The sequence below is a fragment of the Algiphilus aromaticivorans DG1253 genome (genome assembly GCF_000733765.1).
Classification (GTDB): domain Bacteria; phylum Pseudomonadota; class Gammaproteobacteria; order Nevskiales; family Nevskiaceae; genus Algiphilus; species Algiphilus aromaticivorans.
Genome location: NZ_JPOG01000001.1, coordinates 3,486,713 through 3,500,364, shown reverse-complemented (window position 1 = coordinate 3,500,364; position 13,652 = coordinate 3,486,713). Strand labels below are relative to the sequence as shown.

8 protein-coding genes are annotated in these 13,652 nt (G+C 62.5%); 1 reads left to right on the top strand and 7 read right to left on the bottom strand.

Annotated elements, in window-relative coordinates; translation table 11 throughout:
• Positions 1-106: 106 nt before the first annotated feature.
• Positions 107-2,830 carry a LuxR C-terminal-related transcriptional regulator gene (locus U743_RS16330; RefSeq protein WP_198022082.1) on the bottom strand — a complete coding sequence of 908 codons (2,724 nt, stop codon included), beginning with the start codon at positions 2,828-2,830 and terminating at the stop codon, positions 107-109.
• A gap of 263 nt (positions 2,831-3,093) precedes the next feature.
• On the opposite strand from U743_RS16330, the gene U743_RS16325 reads away from it, so the two are divergent.
• Positions 3,094-3,447 carry a hypothetical protein gene (locus U743_RS16325; protein ID WP_043769858.1) on the top strand — a complete coding sequence of 118 codons (354 nt, stop codon included), beginning with the start codon at positions 3,094-3,096 and terminating at the stop codon, positions 3,445-3,447.
• 45 nt (positions 3,448-3,492) lie between these two features.
• Here the strand turns inward: U743_RS16325 and U743_RS16320 are convergent, their stop codons facing one another.
• From U743_RS16320 to U743_RS16295, 6 genes are all read right to left on the bottom strand, one after another.
• A complete protein-coding gene (locus U743_RS16320) occupies positions 3,493-4,200 on the bottom strand; it encodes a methyltransferase family protein (RefSeq protein WP_043769856.1) in 708 nt (235 codons plus the stop codon).
• 55 nt (positions 4,201-4,255) lie between these two features.
• Positions 4,256-5,623, bottom strand: a complete 1,368-nt coding sequence (locus U743_RS16315) for a DUF1329 domain-containing protein (protein ID WP_043769854.1) — start codon at positions 5,621-5,623, stop codon at positions 4,256-4,258.
• 99 nt (positions 5,624-5,722) lie between these two features.
• Positions 5,723-7,756, bottom strand: coding sequence for a DUF1302 family protein (locus tag U743_RS16310; RefSeq protein WP_052368304.1), 2,034 nt, complete (start codon positions 7,754-7,756; stop codon positions 5,723-5,725).
• 75 nt (positions 7,757-7,831) lie between these two features.
• On the bottom strand, positions 7,832-8,941 hold the full coding sequence (locus U743_RS16305) for a WD40/YVTN/BNR-like repeat-containing protein (protein WP_156966481.1): 1,110 nt from the start codon (positions 8,939-8,941) through the stop codon (positions 7,832-7,834).
• 75 nt (positions 8,942-9,016) lie between these two features.
• Positions 9,017-10,405, bottom strand: a complete 1,389-nt coding sequence (locus U743_RS16300; protein WP_043769852.1) for a DUF1329 domain-containing protein — start codon at positions 10,403-10,405, stop codon at positions 9,017-9,019.
• A gap of 83 nt (positions 10,406-10,488) precedes the next feature.
• A complete protein-coding gene (locus U743_RS16295) occupies positions 10,489-12,960 on the bottom strand; it encodes an efflux RND transporter permease subunit (RefSeq protein WP_043769850.1) in 2,472 nt (823 codons plus the stop codon).
• Positions 12,961-13,652 lie beyond the last annotated feature (692 nt).

Sequence of the window (13,652 nt, the reverse complement as noted above, 5' to 3'; positions counted from 1 at the left end):
TTCGGAATGTCGAGACCGAGGGTGCGTGTGCGCACCGGGCGCTTCCCCAACCCTTAGTTTGGTCATCGGGGCGGCCGGTCACGGCGGGCGCTGCCGCGTCGGCCCGCTAGCGCGTCAGCAGATTCAGCGCACGCGCCTTGGCCACCGCCGCCGAGCGGCTGGATACCCCGAGCTTGGCGTAGAGGTTGTAGAGGTGCCACTTGACCGTGGAGACCGACACCGAGAGGCGGTCGGCGAGCTGCTGGTTCGACAGGCCGGCCTCGATCAGCGCCAGCAGTTCCATCTCGCGCGCGGTCGGGCTTTCGAGCAACTGGGTCTCGACATCCAGGGATTCGAGCTGCTCCGCCATCGCGCTGTTGGCGCTGGGCAGGCGCTCGCAGATCCGGGTGAAAAACTGCCACTCCTCGTTCTGGGTGAAGCCCCAGCTCTGCGGCTTGGTCTCGTTGACGAGGCCGGCGACCAGCTCGATGCGGTCGAGGAAGGGACGCATGATGCGGCGCTTGGCCGCCAGATGGATCGCGCGGGTGAAGTGACTGGCCGCGGGCGAGGGATTGTGCGACCAGATCGCGATATGCATCTGGATCAGCTCCAGCTCCACCAGCTGCCCCCAGCGCGCCCCGTCGCGGGCCGACTTGGCGAGTTCGCGGGCCTGCGCTTCGGCCTGCCGCAAGTGGCTTTCGTGGAGCAGCAGCTCGAGCTCGGTCATCGCGTACAGAACGCGCCCGCGCTCGTTGACGAGCAGTGCCTCCGGCGGCTTGCGGCCTTCTCCGTTGGTGCCGAGACCGATCTTCATGGCCTCCAGGCGCGCATCCTCGCTCCGCCCGAGCCGCAACAAGCGCTGCACCAGATAGCAGGAAAGCATGGCCGCCAGGCGCGGCGGGTAGCCGGCGGCAATCTCGCGCAGCTCCGCGATGGAAATGCGCTGCCCGTGATCGCTTCCGCCCCACAGCTTGACGGCGGCTTCGAGTCCAAGAGACGCCGTATCCAGAATGCCGTGACTGTGCGCCCGTGACAGGCCGTCGCGCAGCAGCTGCTCGGCAGCCGCGTCATCGCCGCACTCGATCTCGCAGAGGGCGGTGGCCAGTGCCAGCGTGCCTGCCATGCCCGTGCGCTCGCCGAGCTGCGACCGCGCCCCCTTCAGTACCGCGTTCAGGTCTTGGCCCGCGTCGGCGAACTCGCCCTGCAGGATCCGGGGCAGATTGGCGAGGACACCCGCCCACGCCTTGCCGTAATCGCTGTCCGCCTGCTTGATGCTGGCCTGGGCGGTACGGACATAGCCGTTCGCGGCGGCGAAATCCAGCTCCGCGGAAGCGTGGATGGACGCCACGCAGGCAACCGTGGCGACGTCGAAGGGGTCGTCGGCATCGCGCTGTGCCAGCCAGTCGTCTGCCGCCTTGCGGGCGTCGTCGAGGTGATCGGTGTAGGTGTCGATACTCGTCGTCAGGATCCCGATGCGACGCTGCAGGTCGGCATCGGCCAGCGCCTCGCCGGATCGGGCGGCGATGCGCGCCTTGAAACGCTCCAGCTGCAAGCGCGCGTAGTCGTACCGGTGATGGAAGACCAGCGCCCAGACGTACCAGAACTCCACTTCCGCACCGAGCTCGTGGCCCGCTTCGCGGAGCTGCTCCACCCATTGGATGTACTTGTGCAGATCGCCGTTGTCCCGGACGAAGCGCGAGGCGACACGATCCACAAGCGCGGCCGCCTTCGCGCTTTCCCCGGCTGCGAGCAGATAGGCCATGGCGTCCGACAGAGCGCCCTCCTGCTCGCACCATTGCGCCGCGCGCAGCCAGATGCCCTTGCGGGTTGCATCGGACAAGGTCCGGCGCGCCTCGTCGCCGAGGAACTCGCGGAACAGGCCGTGCAGGCGGTACCAGCGCTGGTTGCGATCGAGCGGGATCACGAAAAGGTTGCGCCGCACCAGCTCCGCGACATGCTGTGCCGCCTTGTCGTCGCCGGTTGCGGCTTCGCAGAGTTCGGCCGAAAAGCTGCGCAAGCCGGCAATCTTGAGCAGGAAGGTGTGCAGCGACTTGTCGAAGACCGTGAGCACCTGCCGGTTCAGCATCGCGGCGAGGTCCTCGTCCGAGCCCGAGAAACGCGCCAGCGTAGCTTCCGGATCGTCGGCATCGGCAAGGATGATCTGCATCAGCCGGACGGCGGCCGGCCAGCCTTCGCTTCGCTGGGCGATCTGATCGACCGCGCCCGGAGCGAGGCGCGCGCAGAGATCCTCCCCGAGGACATTCGCGACATCCCTGGCCTTCATGGAAAGATCGCGATAGGTGAATTGCTTGAGTTTGCCCTCGAGCTTGGCGCGGGTGGTGTTGAGCGGCGGCTCGTGCGTGCCGCCGAGCACCAGCGAGAACCACGACGGCGTCTGGAAGACCAGCGCATCGAGAAGCCGGCCCAGCGTCTCGTCCTCGCAGTAGCTGATGTTGTCGATGAAGAGCACGGCCGAGTCGGACAGCAGCGAGAGGGCTTCGAGCAGTGCCTCCACGCGCCGTTCGACCGGGACGCCGCTCTCGTGCAGCGCCACATTGAGGTCGCGCTGGCCCGCGCCCGCGACCAGCGCCGCCTCCAGAAGCTGTATGACGTCCTCGGTGCTGTGCTTGCGCTCGTCCAGGCTGATCCAGATCGTTTCCAGCCCGACGCCTGCCAAGTGTCGATAGAGTTCGGTGAGGAGCACGGTCTTGCCGTAGCCGGTCGGCGCGGTCACCGACAGCACTCGGGCCGGCAACGCCGATGTCTCGAATAGAGGCACCACTGCGGCGGTTCGAACCACCGCAAAGGCGAATTCCGGCGGCTCTCGCCGCCAGGGCGCTATCGTGCTCACCGTCATCCTCCTTGTGGCCGCGTCTGTCGCATGCGCGCGGCTCTTGGTCCGGCCAGTTTACGCCCCACAGTCCTCTGAGAGCGCATTTCTCCTAAGCTCAACCCGCCGCGTCGAGACCCGCTTTGCCTTGTTGTCGCTGGAGCCACGGTCGGGTGCTTCGCGCTACATCGGCCTGCCGGCCTAGACGATAGATTGGGACCGAATGCGGCCGACCCGTAGGACACTGAAGAACGACTCAATAGAAAACCTTCGGGAGGACGAACATGGACTGGCTGCAGATCTGCTTCTGGGTATTCGCCGCGATTGCGACAGGCGGCGCCGGGCTAACCGCGCTCATGGCGACGGGCGTCACGATTCCGGGATGGCTGGGCACGGCCCACGGCATGGCGGCGCTCGCCGGTCTGGCGCTCCTCTTCGGCGTGAATCTCGGTCTTGGCGACGCGCTCCCGGCGCTGGCCTGGTGGGCACTTGTGGTCTTTATCGGGGGCTTCGTCGGCGGAATGCTCTTCTTCCGCGTTCTGATGCCGGGCCGGGCTCCGGTCTGGTTGGCGCTCGGGCACGGTAGCGTTGGGGTCCTTGGCCTCTGCCTGCTCTATCTGGCGACCTTCACGCGCTAAGGTGTGCTGCAGCCGCCGGCGCGGATTCCTGAATGCGGCGCCGCGCTATCCGCGCCGCCGTAGCGCGGGAATGAAGGCCGGCACCCGGCTTCGATATTCCCGGTAGGAATCGCCAATAGCCGAGCGTAAATCCCGCTCTTCGAGCATCAATGAGGCGGTGACGCTGTAGAAGGTCAGCACACTTGCAAACAGCATATGCCCGGCCGTCATATCCGGTGTGGCCCACAGGGCGACGATCAGGCCGCTCTGGATGGGATGGCGCACGTAGCGGTAGGGGCCACGCATGGCGAACGGCGGATCGTCACGCCGACCGAATGCCTGCTTCAGACCGTGAAAATGCAGGGCATCGATACTGAAAATGGACCAGGCGAGAACCAGGAGGCCAGCCGCGAACAGAAGGCGCAGCGCTCCCCGGGCTAGCTCGTGATCGAGCTGCCAAAGCAGAGTCGGCATCGGCTGCCAGGCGAGGCAGAGCAGCGCCAGAAGCGCTCCGCTGACGAAGATGTAGGCGGAACGCTCGATGGCATCCGGCACCAGAAGACGCCACCGGCGCTTGAAAGCCGGTCGCGCCATCAGACTGTGCGGAAGCGCGAAAAGCGCGAGCAGCGCCACGTTATTGACGATCGCGAGCCACGGCATCGGGGGCTCGCCCCGATTGATCCCCACCGGGGTGAAATCGAGCAGGAAGGCGACCAGCAGCACCTGCGATGCCAGACCTACCAATACGCTGGAAACCGCGAAGATCTGTTTCATGGCTCTGTGTGCTGTCTGCTTAGACGGAGGCCTAAGCGCCCGGAGATATTCCTGCCTAGATCTGACCGAGGCGCATGATGGCCTGTTGCGTTAAATATTCGTCGTAGATCGTGGGATCGTTCACGCGCATTCGGTGGTTTCCAGCAACCTTCTGCACCTGCTCCAGCCGGGTGATGCGCTTGCTCTTGAAGTTGTAGACATGCACGTAGGTCCAGGACCAATAGGGGTGCTTGCCATCCATAACCTTGTTTTCGCCATCGTCATACAGGCTGTAGCAACCGTCGAATGACTTGAACGGCTTGCCCTGGAGGTCATAGGAAACCATCGCGATGGGCATCTGATTGCGTGCGTCGAACCAGACACGCTTCTTGGAGATGGGCGCTCGAGTGAAGGCGGTCGGCTCTGCCTCGGCGATGATCGCCTCGGGAACCAACTCGACGACACTGTCGAAGAAGGACTGCCCCTCTGGGCCGCCGTGCAGACCGTGCTCCCAGTTCGGGTGCTGACTGTTCCAGCCGCCGGAAACGCCGGCCAGCATCGGCTGTCGACCGATGATCTTGTAATTACCCCAAGTATGAAGCGGGTCGCCGGCCGCCCAAGCGTCGGAAAGATACAGCGTCGAACCGGGGATCAGCGGCTCGAAGCGCTGATTGGTCGGATACTGCCGAACGCGCCGGAACTCCGGGATGTAGCCGAACAGTTCCGGGAACTCGTGCTGGTCATAAGGCCAGATATTGACGAAGGAAGTGCCTGACTCCGTTGACGGCGACAGGATGATGACCGAGTTGAAGCGCAGCTTGTCCTTGTGCTCTTCCCAGTAGGGTTTGGGATCGACGACCGTGCGCGCGACGGGCATGAGCTCGGCCCACACCGCGTCGTACTCGTAATCGATATGCCCGCTGCTCGAAACATCTTGCTCCTTGACCGCATAGACGCTCGAATCATGGCGCCCCCAGCTCATGGTCAGGCCGGCGAAGAGCTCGAGCGCCGTAGTGGCATCCGGGAATGGGTTGCCCCCGATCCACGGCTCACCATCCTTGGTGACGACGTTCTTCTTGTCGTCGAAGCGCGCTTTCCCACGATTGCTCAGCGTGGCCTCCAGATACTCCCAGGGCCCAAGCTTCATGTAGTCGGTCGTGGTGGGGATCACCTTCAGGCGGCGCCCCATTTCCTTGACCTGCGCGTACTTGGCCGGCTCCATCAGGTCCTTGACGATATCGACGTTATCCGCCGTTATGTAGTCGCCAGTTTTGATCTTTCCCTTCGTGTAGGCGTCGATGGACAGCAGCTCGTCCGGATAGGCCTTGGTGACATCACCGGCCTTGGCGATCACCGACCATAGCGGCGCCAGCACGCCGGAACCCAGCGCCGCGCCCGCGCTCGACTTCATGAAACGTCGTCTGCTCGTATTGATCGCTGCCATAGTTTCACCGCGGTTAAAGAAAGACTCCGGTCCACGGGAAGCAGACCGGAGCAGGTGCCGCCTTGTGATGCGCCGCCCCAACGGACGCACCACCGCAGCCTAGAAGGAGTAGCTCAACCGCACCGCGACCTCGTCCGCGTAGTCGACATTGCTGAAGACCGACTCGCTGCGCTTGCCCCACACGCCACTGTCGACATAGTTGTAGAAGAAGTCGGCCTTGAAGCCACTGCCGATGTTCCACTTCAGCAGGGGCTGGACCAGGATGCCGCCCCTGGCGTCGAAGAGGCTGGTGAACTCGAAGACGAAGGTACGGCCCGGTGTGGGCTGGAAGCCGGCCAGCACGAAGTAGTTGGCGTTGGGGATGCCTTCCGGAATGGTGTTCTCGTCACCACCATAACCATCCAGATTCAAGCCCACCAGATCGCTTTCACTGCGGAACTGGTACTGGAAGACCAGGTAGGCCGCCGGGTACTTCGCCGACCAGCGCGTCCACTTTTCGGCGACGAATGACGCGATGAACTCATCACTCTTGAGATGATCGTTCGACAGGGTCGGGGCGGTGAAGACCCGCTCCGGCGTGTACTGCATCTCCACGTTTAGGATGATCGCGTTCAGGAGACTGTTGTCGCTGGTGGTGACGAACTTACCGCCGAGACCGAAGACTTCTTCTCGGAAATACTCGCGATTGATGTAGCCGCGATAGCCACCGCCGGCGGCATACATGACCGTATCCAGCTGGTTCCTCAGCTCCTCCATACTGTCGGCTTCGCGCAGATACACATCGAAGGCATCAGGGAACTCGTTGAGCATCACGTTCCAGCCTTCGAGCCCGTTCAGCTTGGCCTCGGCCGCATAGGTGAACCACTCGCGCCCGCTGGTGACGCCGCCTGCTTCCGCCACGACGGGGGTCTTTGAAAGGGCCTCGCCGAGGCTCCCGGAATTGCGGCACAGCGCCTGCGGCAGCGGGCCGTTGCGCGGGTTCTGGGAACCTTCACATCCTGGGCGCTTCACGCCGTATAACGTCGCCGCGAGCCCACCGAAGAGATTGTCGGCAACATCCGTCGTGACACCACTACGGGTCCAGCTGAAGGCGCCCAGCGGGTTGTAGCGCGACGCCACCATGGCCTGCCAGCCCCAATTGTTGTAGTCGGCCTTCAGGCGGACGCCGCCGTTGATCTTCTCGTCGAAGCCGCCTCGGAAGTAATCCTCGCGCACCGTAAACTGCGTGGGGATCACGTTGTAGGGCGTGTTCGGGTTGGACAGGATCGTCGGCTGGAACTTGCCGACAAAGCCGTCGATCACCATCCGGCCCAGCTGATAGGTTCCGCGCAGCGAGAGCGTGGGAACGCGCTTGTCGCTGAACTCCTCCTGGGCCCGGTCCAGAATCGAATGACGGCGGAAATCGAGGCCGTTGGGAATATCGAAGGTCTGGAAGGCGATCGACTGGCCCCAGGCGATCTGCTGATTACCGAGGCGCAGGGTCAAGCCGCGGGTGCGGTATTCGAACAACAAGGCCGGGAAGTCGATGTTGTAGTTCTGACCCGAGAACTCCAGCGGATTGATGTTGCGGCCGTTCGGCGCGATGGCCTCCATGTAGTTCGGCTCACCCGCGTAGAGGTTGGGATCGCCGCCGACGATGCCGCTGCCCTGCGCCCCTGACACGCTGCGCGCATCGAAATCGTCGTAGATTCCGGGATCGTAGACACCGCGGACTCGCGCAACGAAGCGCAGCGAGCGGGAGAAGTTGAGCTCCATCTCGCTCTCGATGCGCGTCTGGAGCAGATTCATGTCCGGATCGTCGATCGGCACCTGATCGCCACGGCGGAACGAATCGTTGAAGCCGGGCACCGGAATGGCCCAGTCGTTGCCCTGAGTTTGCGGCAGCCCCGCCACGCCCGGCGGCACGAATGCCTGTCGGTCAACGGAAACGTCGTTGAAGTAGTTGGTCCCCTGGTTATTGAAGTTCTGCGCGGACGTGGTCCGGGCCGCCGCATCGATGCGGATGGCCGTGCTGACCTTCATGTCCTCCAGGACCCGCGAAAGCGGGTAGAACTCCTGAGCTTGTGCAGGAATGACACAGGCGCTCAGCCCCGCGAAAGCCACTGCCGCTGCAATCACATGTTGCTTCGTCATGAATTACCCCTCCTCCAGTTGCGAGCTGCGTTTGGCGGCCTGGCCCCTGCCATCCCCGCGCTCGATTAATAAGTCTTATTGCAAGCCAATGATGCGTCCGCTGTGCCCGACTGCCAGCATCTGACTGGCGTCTGGCGCCACTTGGATCGCGCTATACCAGTTGATATCAAGATCGAGAGCCTCCAGCGTTTGCCAGTTCTCTCCGTCGTCCTCACTGAATATTGCCGAGCGCATCCCGACCGCAATGACGGCGCCGCTGCCGCGGCTGGCGACGGCGAGCAGGTTGATCTCGGTTAAGGGCGTTGACAGCTTCTTCCAGCTACGACCGGAATCGTTTGTCTTGAATACAACTCCCGACTGCCCGACCGCGAAGCCGGTGCCGTCGGCGCGCACCTGAATGTCATTGATCGTCGGGGCTGCAGAGGCCGTCGCTTCCTCACCTTTAGCAAGCGCCTCCGCGAAATTGGCAAACTCCCAGCTCTTGCCGCCGTCTTCGGAACGCAGCACATAAGCGAGCTCACCGGCGATGAGCATGACGCCGTCATCGAACACCTTGGCGTCGTACATCGAGGGCTCGGCGGTGGCGCCGGTCGTGTCGGCGGGCACATTCGCGGATGCCGCGAGCTCGGCCCATTGCGGCGCGACGTTTGCCCAGTTGCGGCCGCCATCCGAAGACGCCAACAGCGTGCCGAAGGCCCCCACGATGACCGCCTCACCGTCCCGGTTGGCGGCCACATTCAGCAAGCGCTCCCCGGTATCTACGGAGACCTCCTGCCATTCGCCGTCCGGGCTGCGCAGTAGCACCAAGCCCTGCTGCCCCACAGCGATCGCGCCACCCTCGTGAAGCGCTACGGCCAATAGCGCGAGATCGGTGGGCGCTTTTTCCTCGACCCAGGTTTCACCACCATCTTCGGTGATCATCACCTGGCCGAAATTGCCGACGACGATGCCCTGATCGCCAAGAAAATCCATACCGAAAAAGCGTTCCTGACGGACGCCCTCGGCGATCACACGGCCCTTGCCCGATATCTCGTCGAGCGCGCCGGGCCCGGCCTTGGCTTTTTCAGCGGCCGCCGCGTTCTCGGCGCCCTCCTGTGCATAGCCCATCGGCGCTACCGCCAATGACGAGCCAATGAGCAGGGTGGACAACAACTTCAAAGCGTTTTTCGAATGTAGGCAAATCATTTGTCATTCCGAAAGGGAAGGTGCGCACGCTTCGCGCGTGCGCACCTTCTGGACTATCCCGACTTCGGCGCCACCTCAGACTCGGCCGAGGGCCTGCTGTGCAGAAGTCGTGAGGTAGTTGTCGTACATGTAGTCCTCGTCCATCTGAAAATCGCTACGAATGCCAGCGGCCGAACGCGGGTGATCGATCCGGCTCATGCGCTTGTTCTGGAGGTTGTAGCTCATCACATAGGTCCAGGACCACGCCGGATGCTTGCCATCGTGGCCAATCACCATGCGGTCCCCATCCTGGTAGTAGCCAAAGCCGCTTTCGAAATCCACCCAGGGCTTGCCCTGCAGGTCGAAACGGATGCAGCTTGTATAGGTCGAGTTGCGCACGTCGAAATACGCGTGACGCTTACTCACAGGGGCGCGTGGATAACCGGTCGGCTTCGATTCGACGACGGCCACATCCGGAATCATGCTGAGTTCAAGATCGAAGTACTTCTCGTTGTCTTCCTGAACGGGCAGCTCCCAGTTGTCGTTCTTGGACGCGAAGTTGCCGCTGGTAGTACCCAGCATGGGCTTGCGCTCGACGATCTTGTACTCGCCCCATGTCCGCATTGGATCACCGGCGGCCCAGGGGTCGGTCAGGAACCAGGTGGCGCCGGGGATCAGCGGCTCGAAGCGCTGGTTCGCCGGGAACTGGCGCACGCGCCGGAACTGCGGCAGATAGCCGTAGAGATCCGGGATCTCGCGCTGGTCGTACTTCCAGATGCTCAGAAAGGACGTGCCCTTGACCTCGTCGGAGGTCTCGAAGTACACGGTCTGGCGACGGATCTCGTCCTTGTGGCCGCGGTAGGCCTTGCCGTCCATGCGCGCCTGCATCTGCAGCTCGACCCAGGCGAAGTCGTAGGCGTACTGCGGGCTGCCGTCGCCGTCGAAATCGCGCTGCCGAACCGCGTAGAAGTTGGCGTCGGCGCGGCCCCAGCTCAGCGCCGCGTTCGCCTGGATTTCCTCGGCGTTCTTCGGGTTGGGGAAGGGGAAGCCGCCCTGCCAGGGGTTGCCGTCCGGACCGACGACATTGCCGGTGCTATCGAACTTCGCCTCGTATCCCGATGACTTGTTCTCCAGCGTCTTCTGCAGGTTCTGGTGGGTGAACATCCGCGTGATGTCGGTTTCCGGCTTACCGATGCGAATGCGCCTACCGTCTTCGCGAATCTGTTGGATGAACGTCGGGCTGAGCAGATGCTCGACATGCTCGAGGTTATTGGCGTCGATGACATCGCCGACCTTGATCTTGCCCTTGGTTTGCGCCTCGATCGAGAAGGCCTCGTCGGGATAAGCCTTGGTGAGATCCTGCAAGCCGGTCTCGCTCGCCCACAGCTTGTCCAGGGGCATCAGCACACCGGCGCCGAGGCCCATTGCCATGTTGTGCATCAGGCGGCGACGCGTGTAGTCGACATCGTATTTACGTATCCTCATTTTCACTCCTCCTAACGCTTTGTGCGCTTATAACGGATGTTCCAACGGGGGGATTTCCCGAAGGACTGCCTTTACATCGGGGGTCACGCAGGTCGATGCGCGTCACCGACTTGATCTGTGAATAGCGACAGATCAACGCTTTCCCCGACCATGAGATCCTCACGGGCGGCGAACTTGGGTTTCAGGAACCACATCAATAGCGGAAGCACGATCAATGCGAGCACCATATTGATGAGCATGATCACGGAAAGCAGAAGCCCCATATCCGCAGTGAATTTGAGGTCTGACAGGAAATACCACGGCAGGATGCCGATAACCATGATTGCCGCGGTGAACTGAATCGCCTTGCCGGTCGTTTGTATGGCGTGCTTGATGGCTTTCCCCCAGTCCTTACCCTGGGCGGAATACTCCTCGCAAATGCGCGACAGAAGATAAAAGCCGTAGTCGATACCGACACCGACGCCGAGCACAGCGACCATCACCGAATTGATGTCGAGGCCGATGCCCATGAGATGCATTGCCGACGTCAGGAAGAAGTTGGCCAGCATCACCGGGACCAGAACGACCAGGGCCGCGACCGCCGATTTATAAGCAAAGCTGGCAATCACGAAGATCGCACCGGCCAGCAGCGCGAGAATCAGCCAGTGGTAGCGGTCGACCACCGTATTCATCGCATGCTGCAGAGGGATGGTGCCGGTCATCCTGTCAGCGCTGACGCGCAGCGACTCACCGTCATACACCGCACCCTCCTCGTTACTCACGGCCTCGATCGCCTTCCTTGCCGTGGTGAGCGCGCCATCAACGGTTTCCTGCTTGTTGTCGCGATAGAACAGGGAGATGGTCGAGTTCTGGAACTCGAAGTCGCTGACCTGTGAGAAGTTCAAGGGGTTCTGCCCGAAGGAGATCGCCATTGCTGCGGCGCCCGTCGAGTCGTCGTCGGGATCGAGCGGCAGCCATTTCGGATGCCCACCGGCGTAGAGCCGGTTGCCCTCTTCCATGAAATCCGCGAAGGAGCGCGTATTGCGAGCGGCAAGGCCACCTTCACCAACCCCCTCCTCGGCAAGGCGCTGGACTTGCTTGGAGATCATGTAGGCCTCGGCCGTACGGGCGGTTCTCGGATCGCTTCGTTCTTCCTTGGATTCGAGAATCACCTCCAGTGAGTTCACTCCGGGGAAGTGGTTGTTCACCGTGCGCACACCGGTATTGAACTCCGAGTCTTCCCAGAGCAGGTTGCTGCCCTCCACCGGGTTCCCGACCTCAATCTGCAAGGCCGTGTAGATGGCACCGGCGGAGAGGACGATCATTACCACTGCTGTGGCAGGTGCCTTCTTGCCGGTAACGAGGCCGGCGATTCCGGCGAGTGCGCTCTGCTGCCATTTATGCACCCCCTTGAGCTTGCTCTTGCCGGTAATCTCGTCGACGTTGCGCGGGGTAGGCAGATACGACAACAGGATCGATATCAGGAAGACGCCGGTCGGAATCAGGAAGAGCGCCCAGAAGCCCGCGAACAGCGCAAAGCGCTGCATCGCAGGAATGGGGGCGAGACCGATGAAGAGAATGCCGAGCGCGTCCGTGATGATGCCGAGGACGCTGGGGGCGAGCATGACTCCCATCGTGATCTCGGCGGACTTCTTCTTGTCACCGATTTCGCTCAGGATCTCGTAGTAGCGATCCGAGAACTGCACGCAATGCGAGAACGACCGGGCCACGAGCAGGAGGGGCACGATCATCAGCAGCGGCTCGATGGGCGCATTGAGCCAACCCACCAGGCCGAAGCCCCATATTCCGGAGGTCAGACTCACGACAACCGGCACCACGACGCCGGCCGTGTTCTTCACATAGAGCGCGAGCGCAATGATGAGCAGGAAGACGGTGATCGCGAAGATCAGGTAGGTCTGCTGCTGTAGCTCGTAGACCCAGCCGGTGAGGGCGGGCTGCCCGACCACATGGACTTCGTGATTCTCGTCGGAGGCCTCCTCTGCCAGATCGCGGAGATGCTTGAGGACGACATCGTATTCGAGCTGATCCTCGTAGAAGCCCGCACTCATAAGTGTGGCGGTACCATCCTCTGAAACGAGGTATGTGCGCGATACCGGGGATCGATCGACGCGAACGTGGAAGTCGTCGAGCTCCTCTGGATCTTCTGGCACCTTGTCGCCCATGAGAGGACGCATATTGATGCCGTAAGGCGTCGCCTCCGCGTAGCGCGCCTTCTCCGTGGTGATGGAGAGAATGGTGTCCGGATTCACCCCGGGGATGAGATGGAAGCTCCGCGTGAAATCCCAGACCTTCTGCAGCGTCTCCGGGTTGTACAGCGTCTCCCCGTCGGTACGCTTGATCATCACGACCGCAGTCAGCGGATCACCGAAATTCGGGTGATCCAGAAAGGTCTGCACGAAGGGATCATCCGCCGGCAACAGGTCGGAAAAGATGGTGCGAACTTCAACACGCGCAAGCCCTGCCGCGAATATGATCGTAATAATCACGAACAGAACACTGACCACGGCGCGGTGCGCCATGATCCACTGAGCAATTTTGAAACGGGCTGCGTTCATTATCGGTTCTTTCTAAATTTCAATGGCAATGAATTGCGAGCGGAGACCCCTTCCGCCCTGCTGGGAAAGGCGACTCAATGGCAAGTCGCGGCAGGCAGATTGCTGCCATTGCTTGCGAAGCGAGCCCGTACTGGAGGGGCGCCTGACCACCCCGCTGCCCGGAAGGCGCGCAGCAAGCCGGCCGTCTGCACCTGGCAGAAGCGACGCTCCAGAATTGCTGTTGCTCTGGGGACGCATGGGCCAATGCGCGTGCGACCTTGACCCCATCCGAAAGTCGGGGATCGCGTAGCGCGGCTCCAGAGCTTCGCCACGGACGCCACCTGGCTGCGGCCTGCCCGCTTGCGCCATCCGGTCAGGACGTGGCGAGAAGCACCCGCTTGCCGGGCGCCTTCCACACACCGCAACGAAACCGCGCGCTGGGTGCAGGCTGCCTCCTTGGGGGGATCGCACGGGGGGCGATCCAGCGAGCGCTTTAACGCCGCAGTCACCATGTCTCCTCCCTCATTGATGGCGTAGCGCTCTTGAGGCCACGCTCGTGCTTTTGTCACTGCTGACAGTAGGCACCGCCCTGGGGACGCGGTACTACACAAACGGGTAGTTTTGGCTACCCCGAAGGGGGCAGGCACCGCGACAGGCGCGCCGATAGACCTGAACGCACCGTATCGCCCGGGCGGCTGGAACGGCAGGCATGG

What these genes read in the sequence shown, in the direction of transcription:
- U743_RS16315 (WP_043769854.1), bottom strand. Translation starts at nt 5,623, where the DNA reads ATGGCAGCGATCAATACGAGCAGACGACGTTTCATGAAGTCGAGCGCG.
- U743_RS16320 (WP_043769856.1), bottom strand. Translation starts at nt 4,200, where the DNA reads ATGAAACAGATCTTCGCGGTTTCCAGCGTATTGGTAGGTCTGGCATCG.
- U743_RS16305 (WP_156966481.1), bottom strand. Translation starts at nt 8,941, where the DNA reads ATGATTTGCCTACATTCGAAAAACGCTTTGAAGTTGTTGTCCACCCTG.
- U743_RS16325 (WP_043769858.1), top strand. Translation starts at nt 3,094, where the DNA reads ATGGACTGGCTGCAGATCTGCTTCTGGGTATTCGCCGCGATTGCGACA.
- U743_RS16295 (WP_043769850.1), bottom strand. Translation starts at nt 12,960, where the DNA reads ATGAACGCAGCCCGTTTCAAAATTGCTCAGTGGATCATGGCGCACCGC.
- U743_RS16310 (WP_052368304.1), bottom strand. Translation starts at nt 7,756, where the DNA reads ATGACGAAGCAACATGTGATTGCAGCGGCAGTGGCTTTCGCGGGGCTG.
- U743_RS16300 (WP_043769852.1), bottom strand. Translation starts at nt 10,405, where the DNA reads ATGAGGATACGTAAATACGATGTCGACTACACGCGTCGCCGCCTGATG.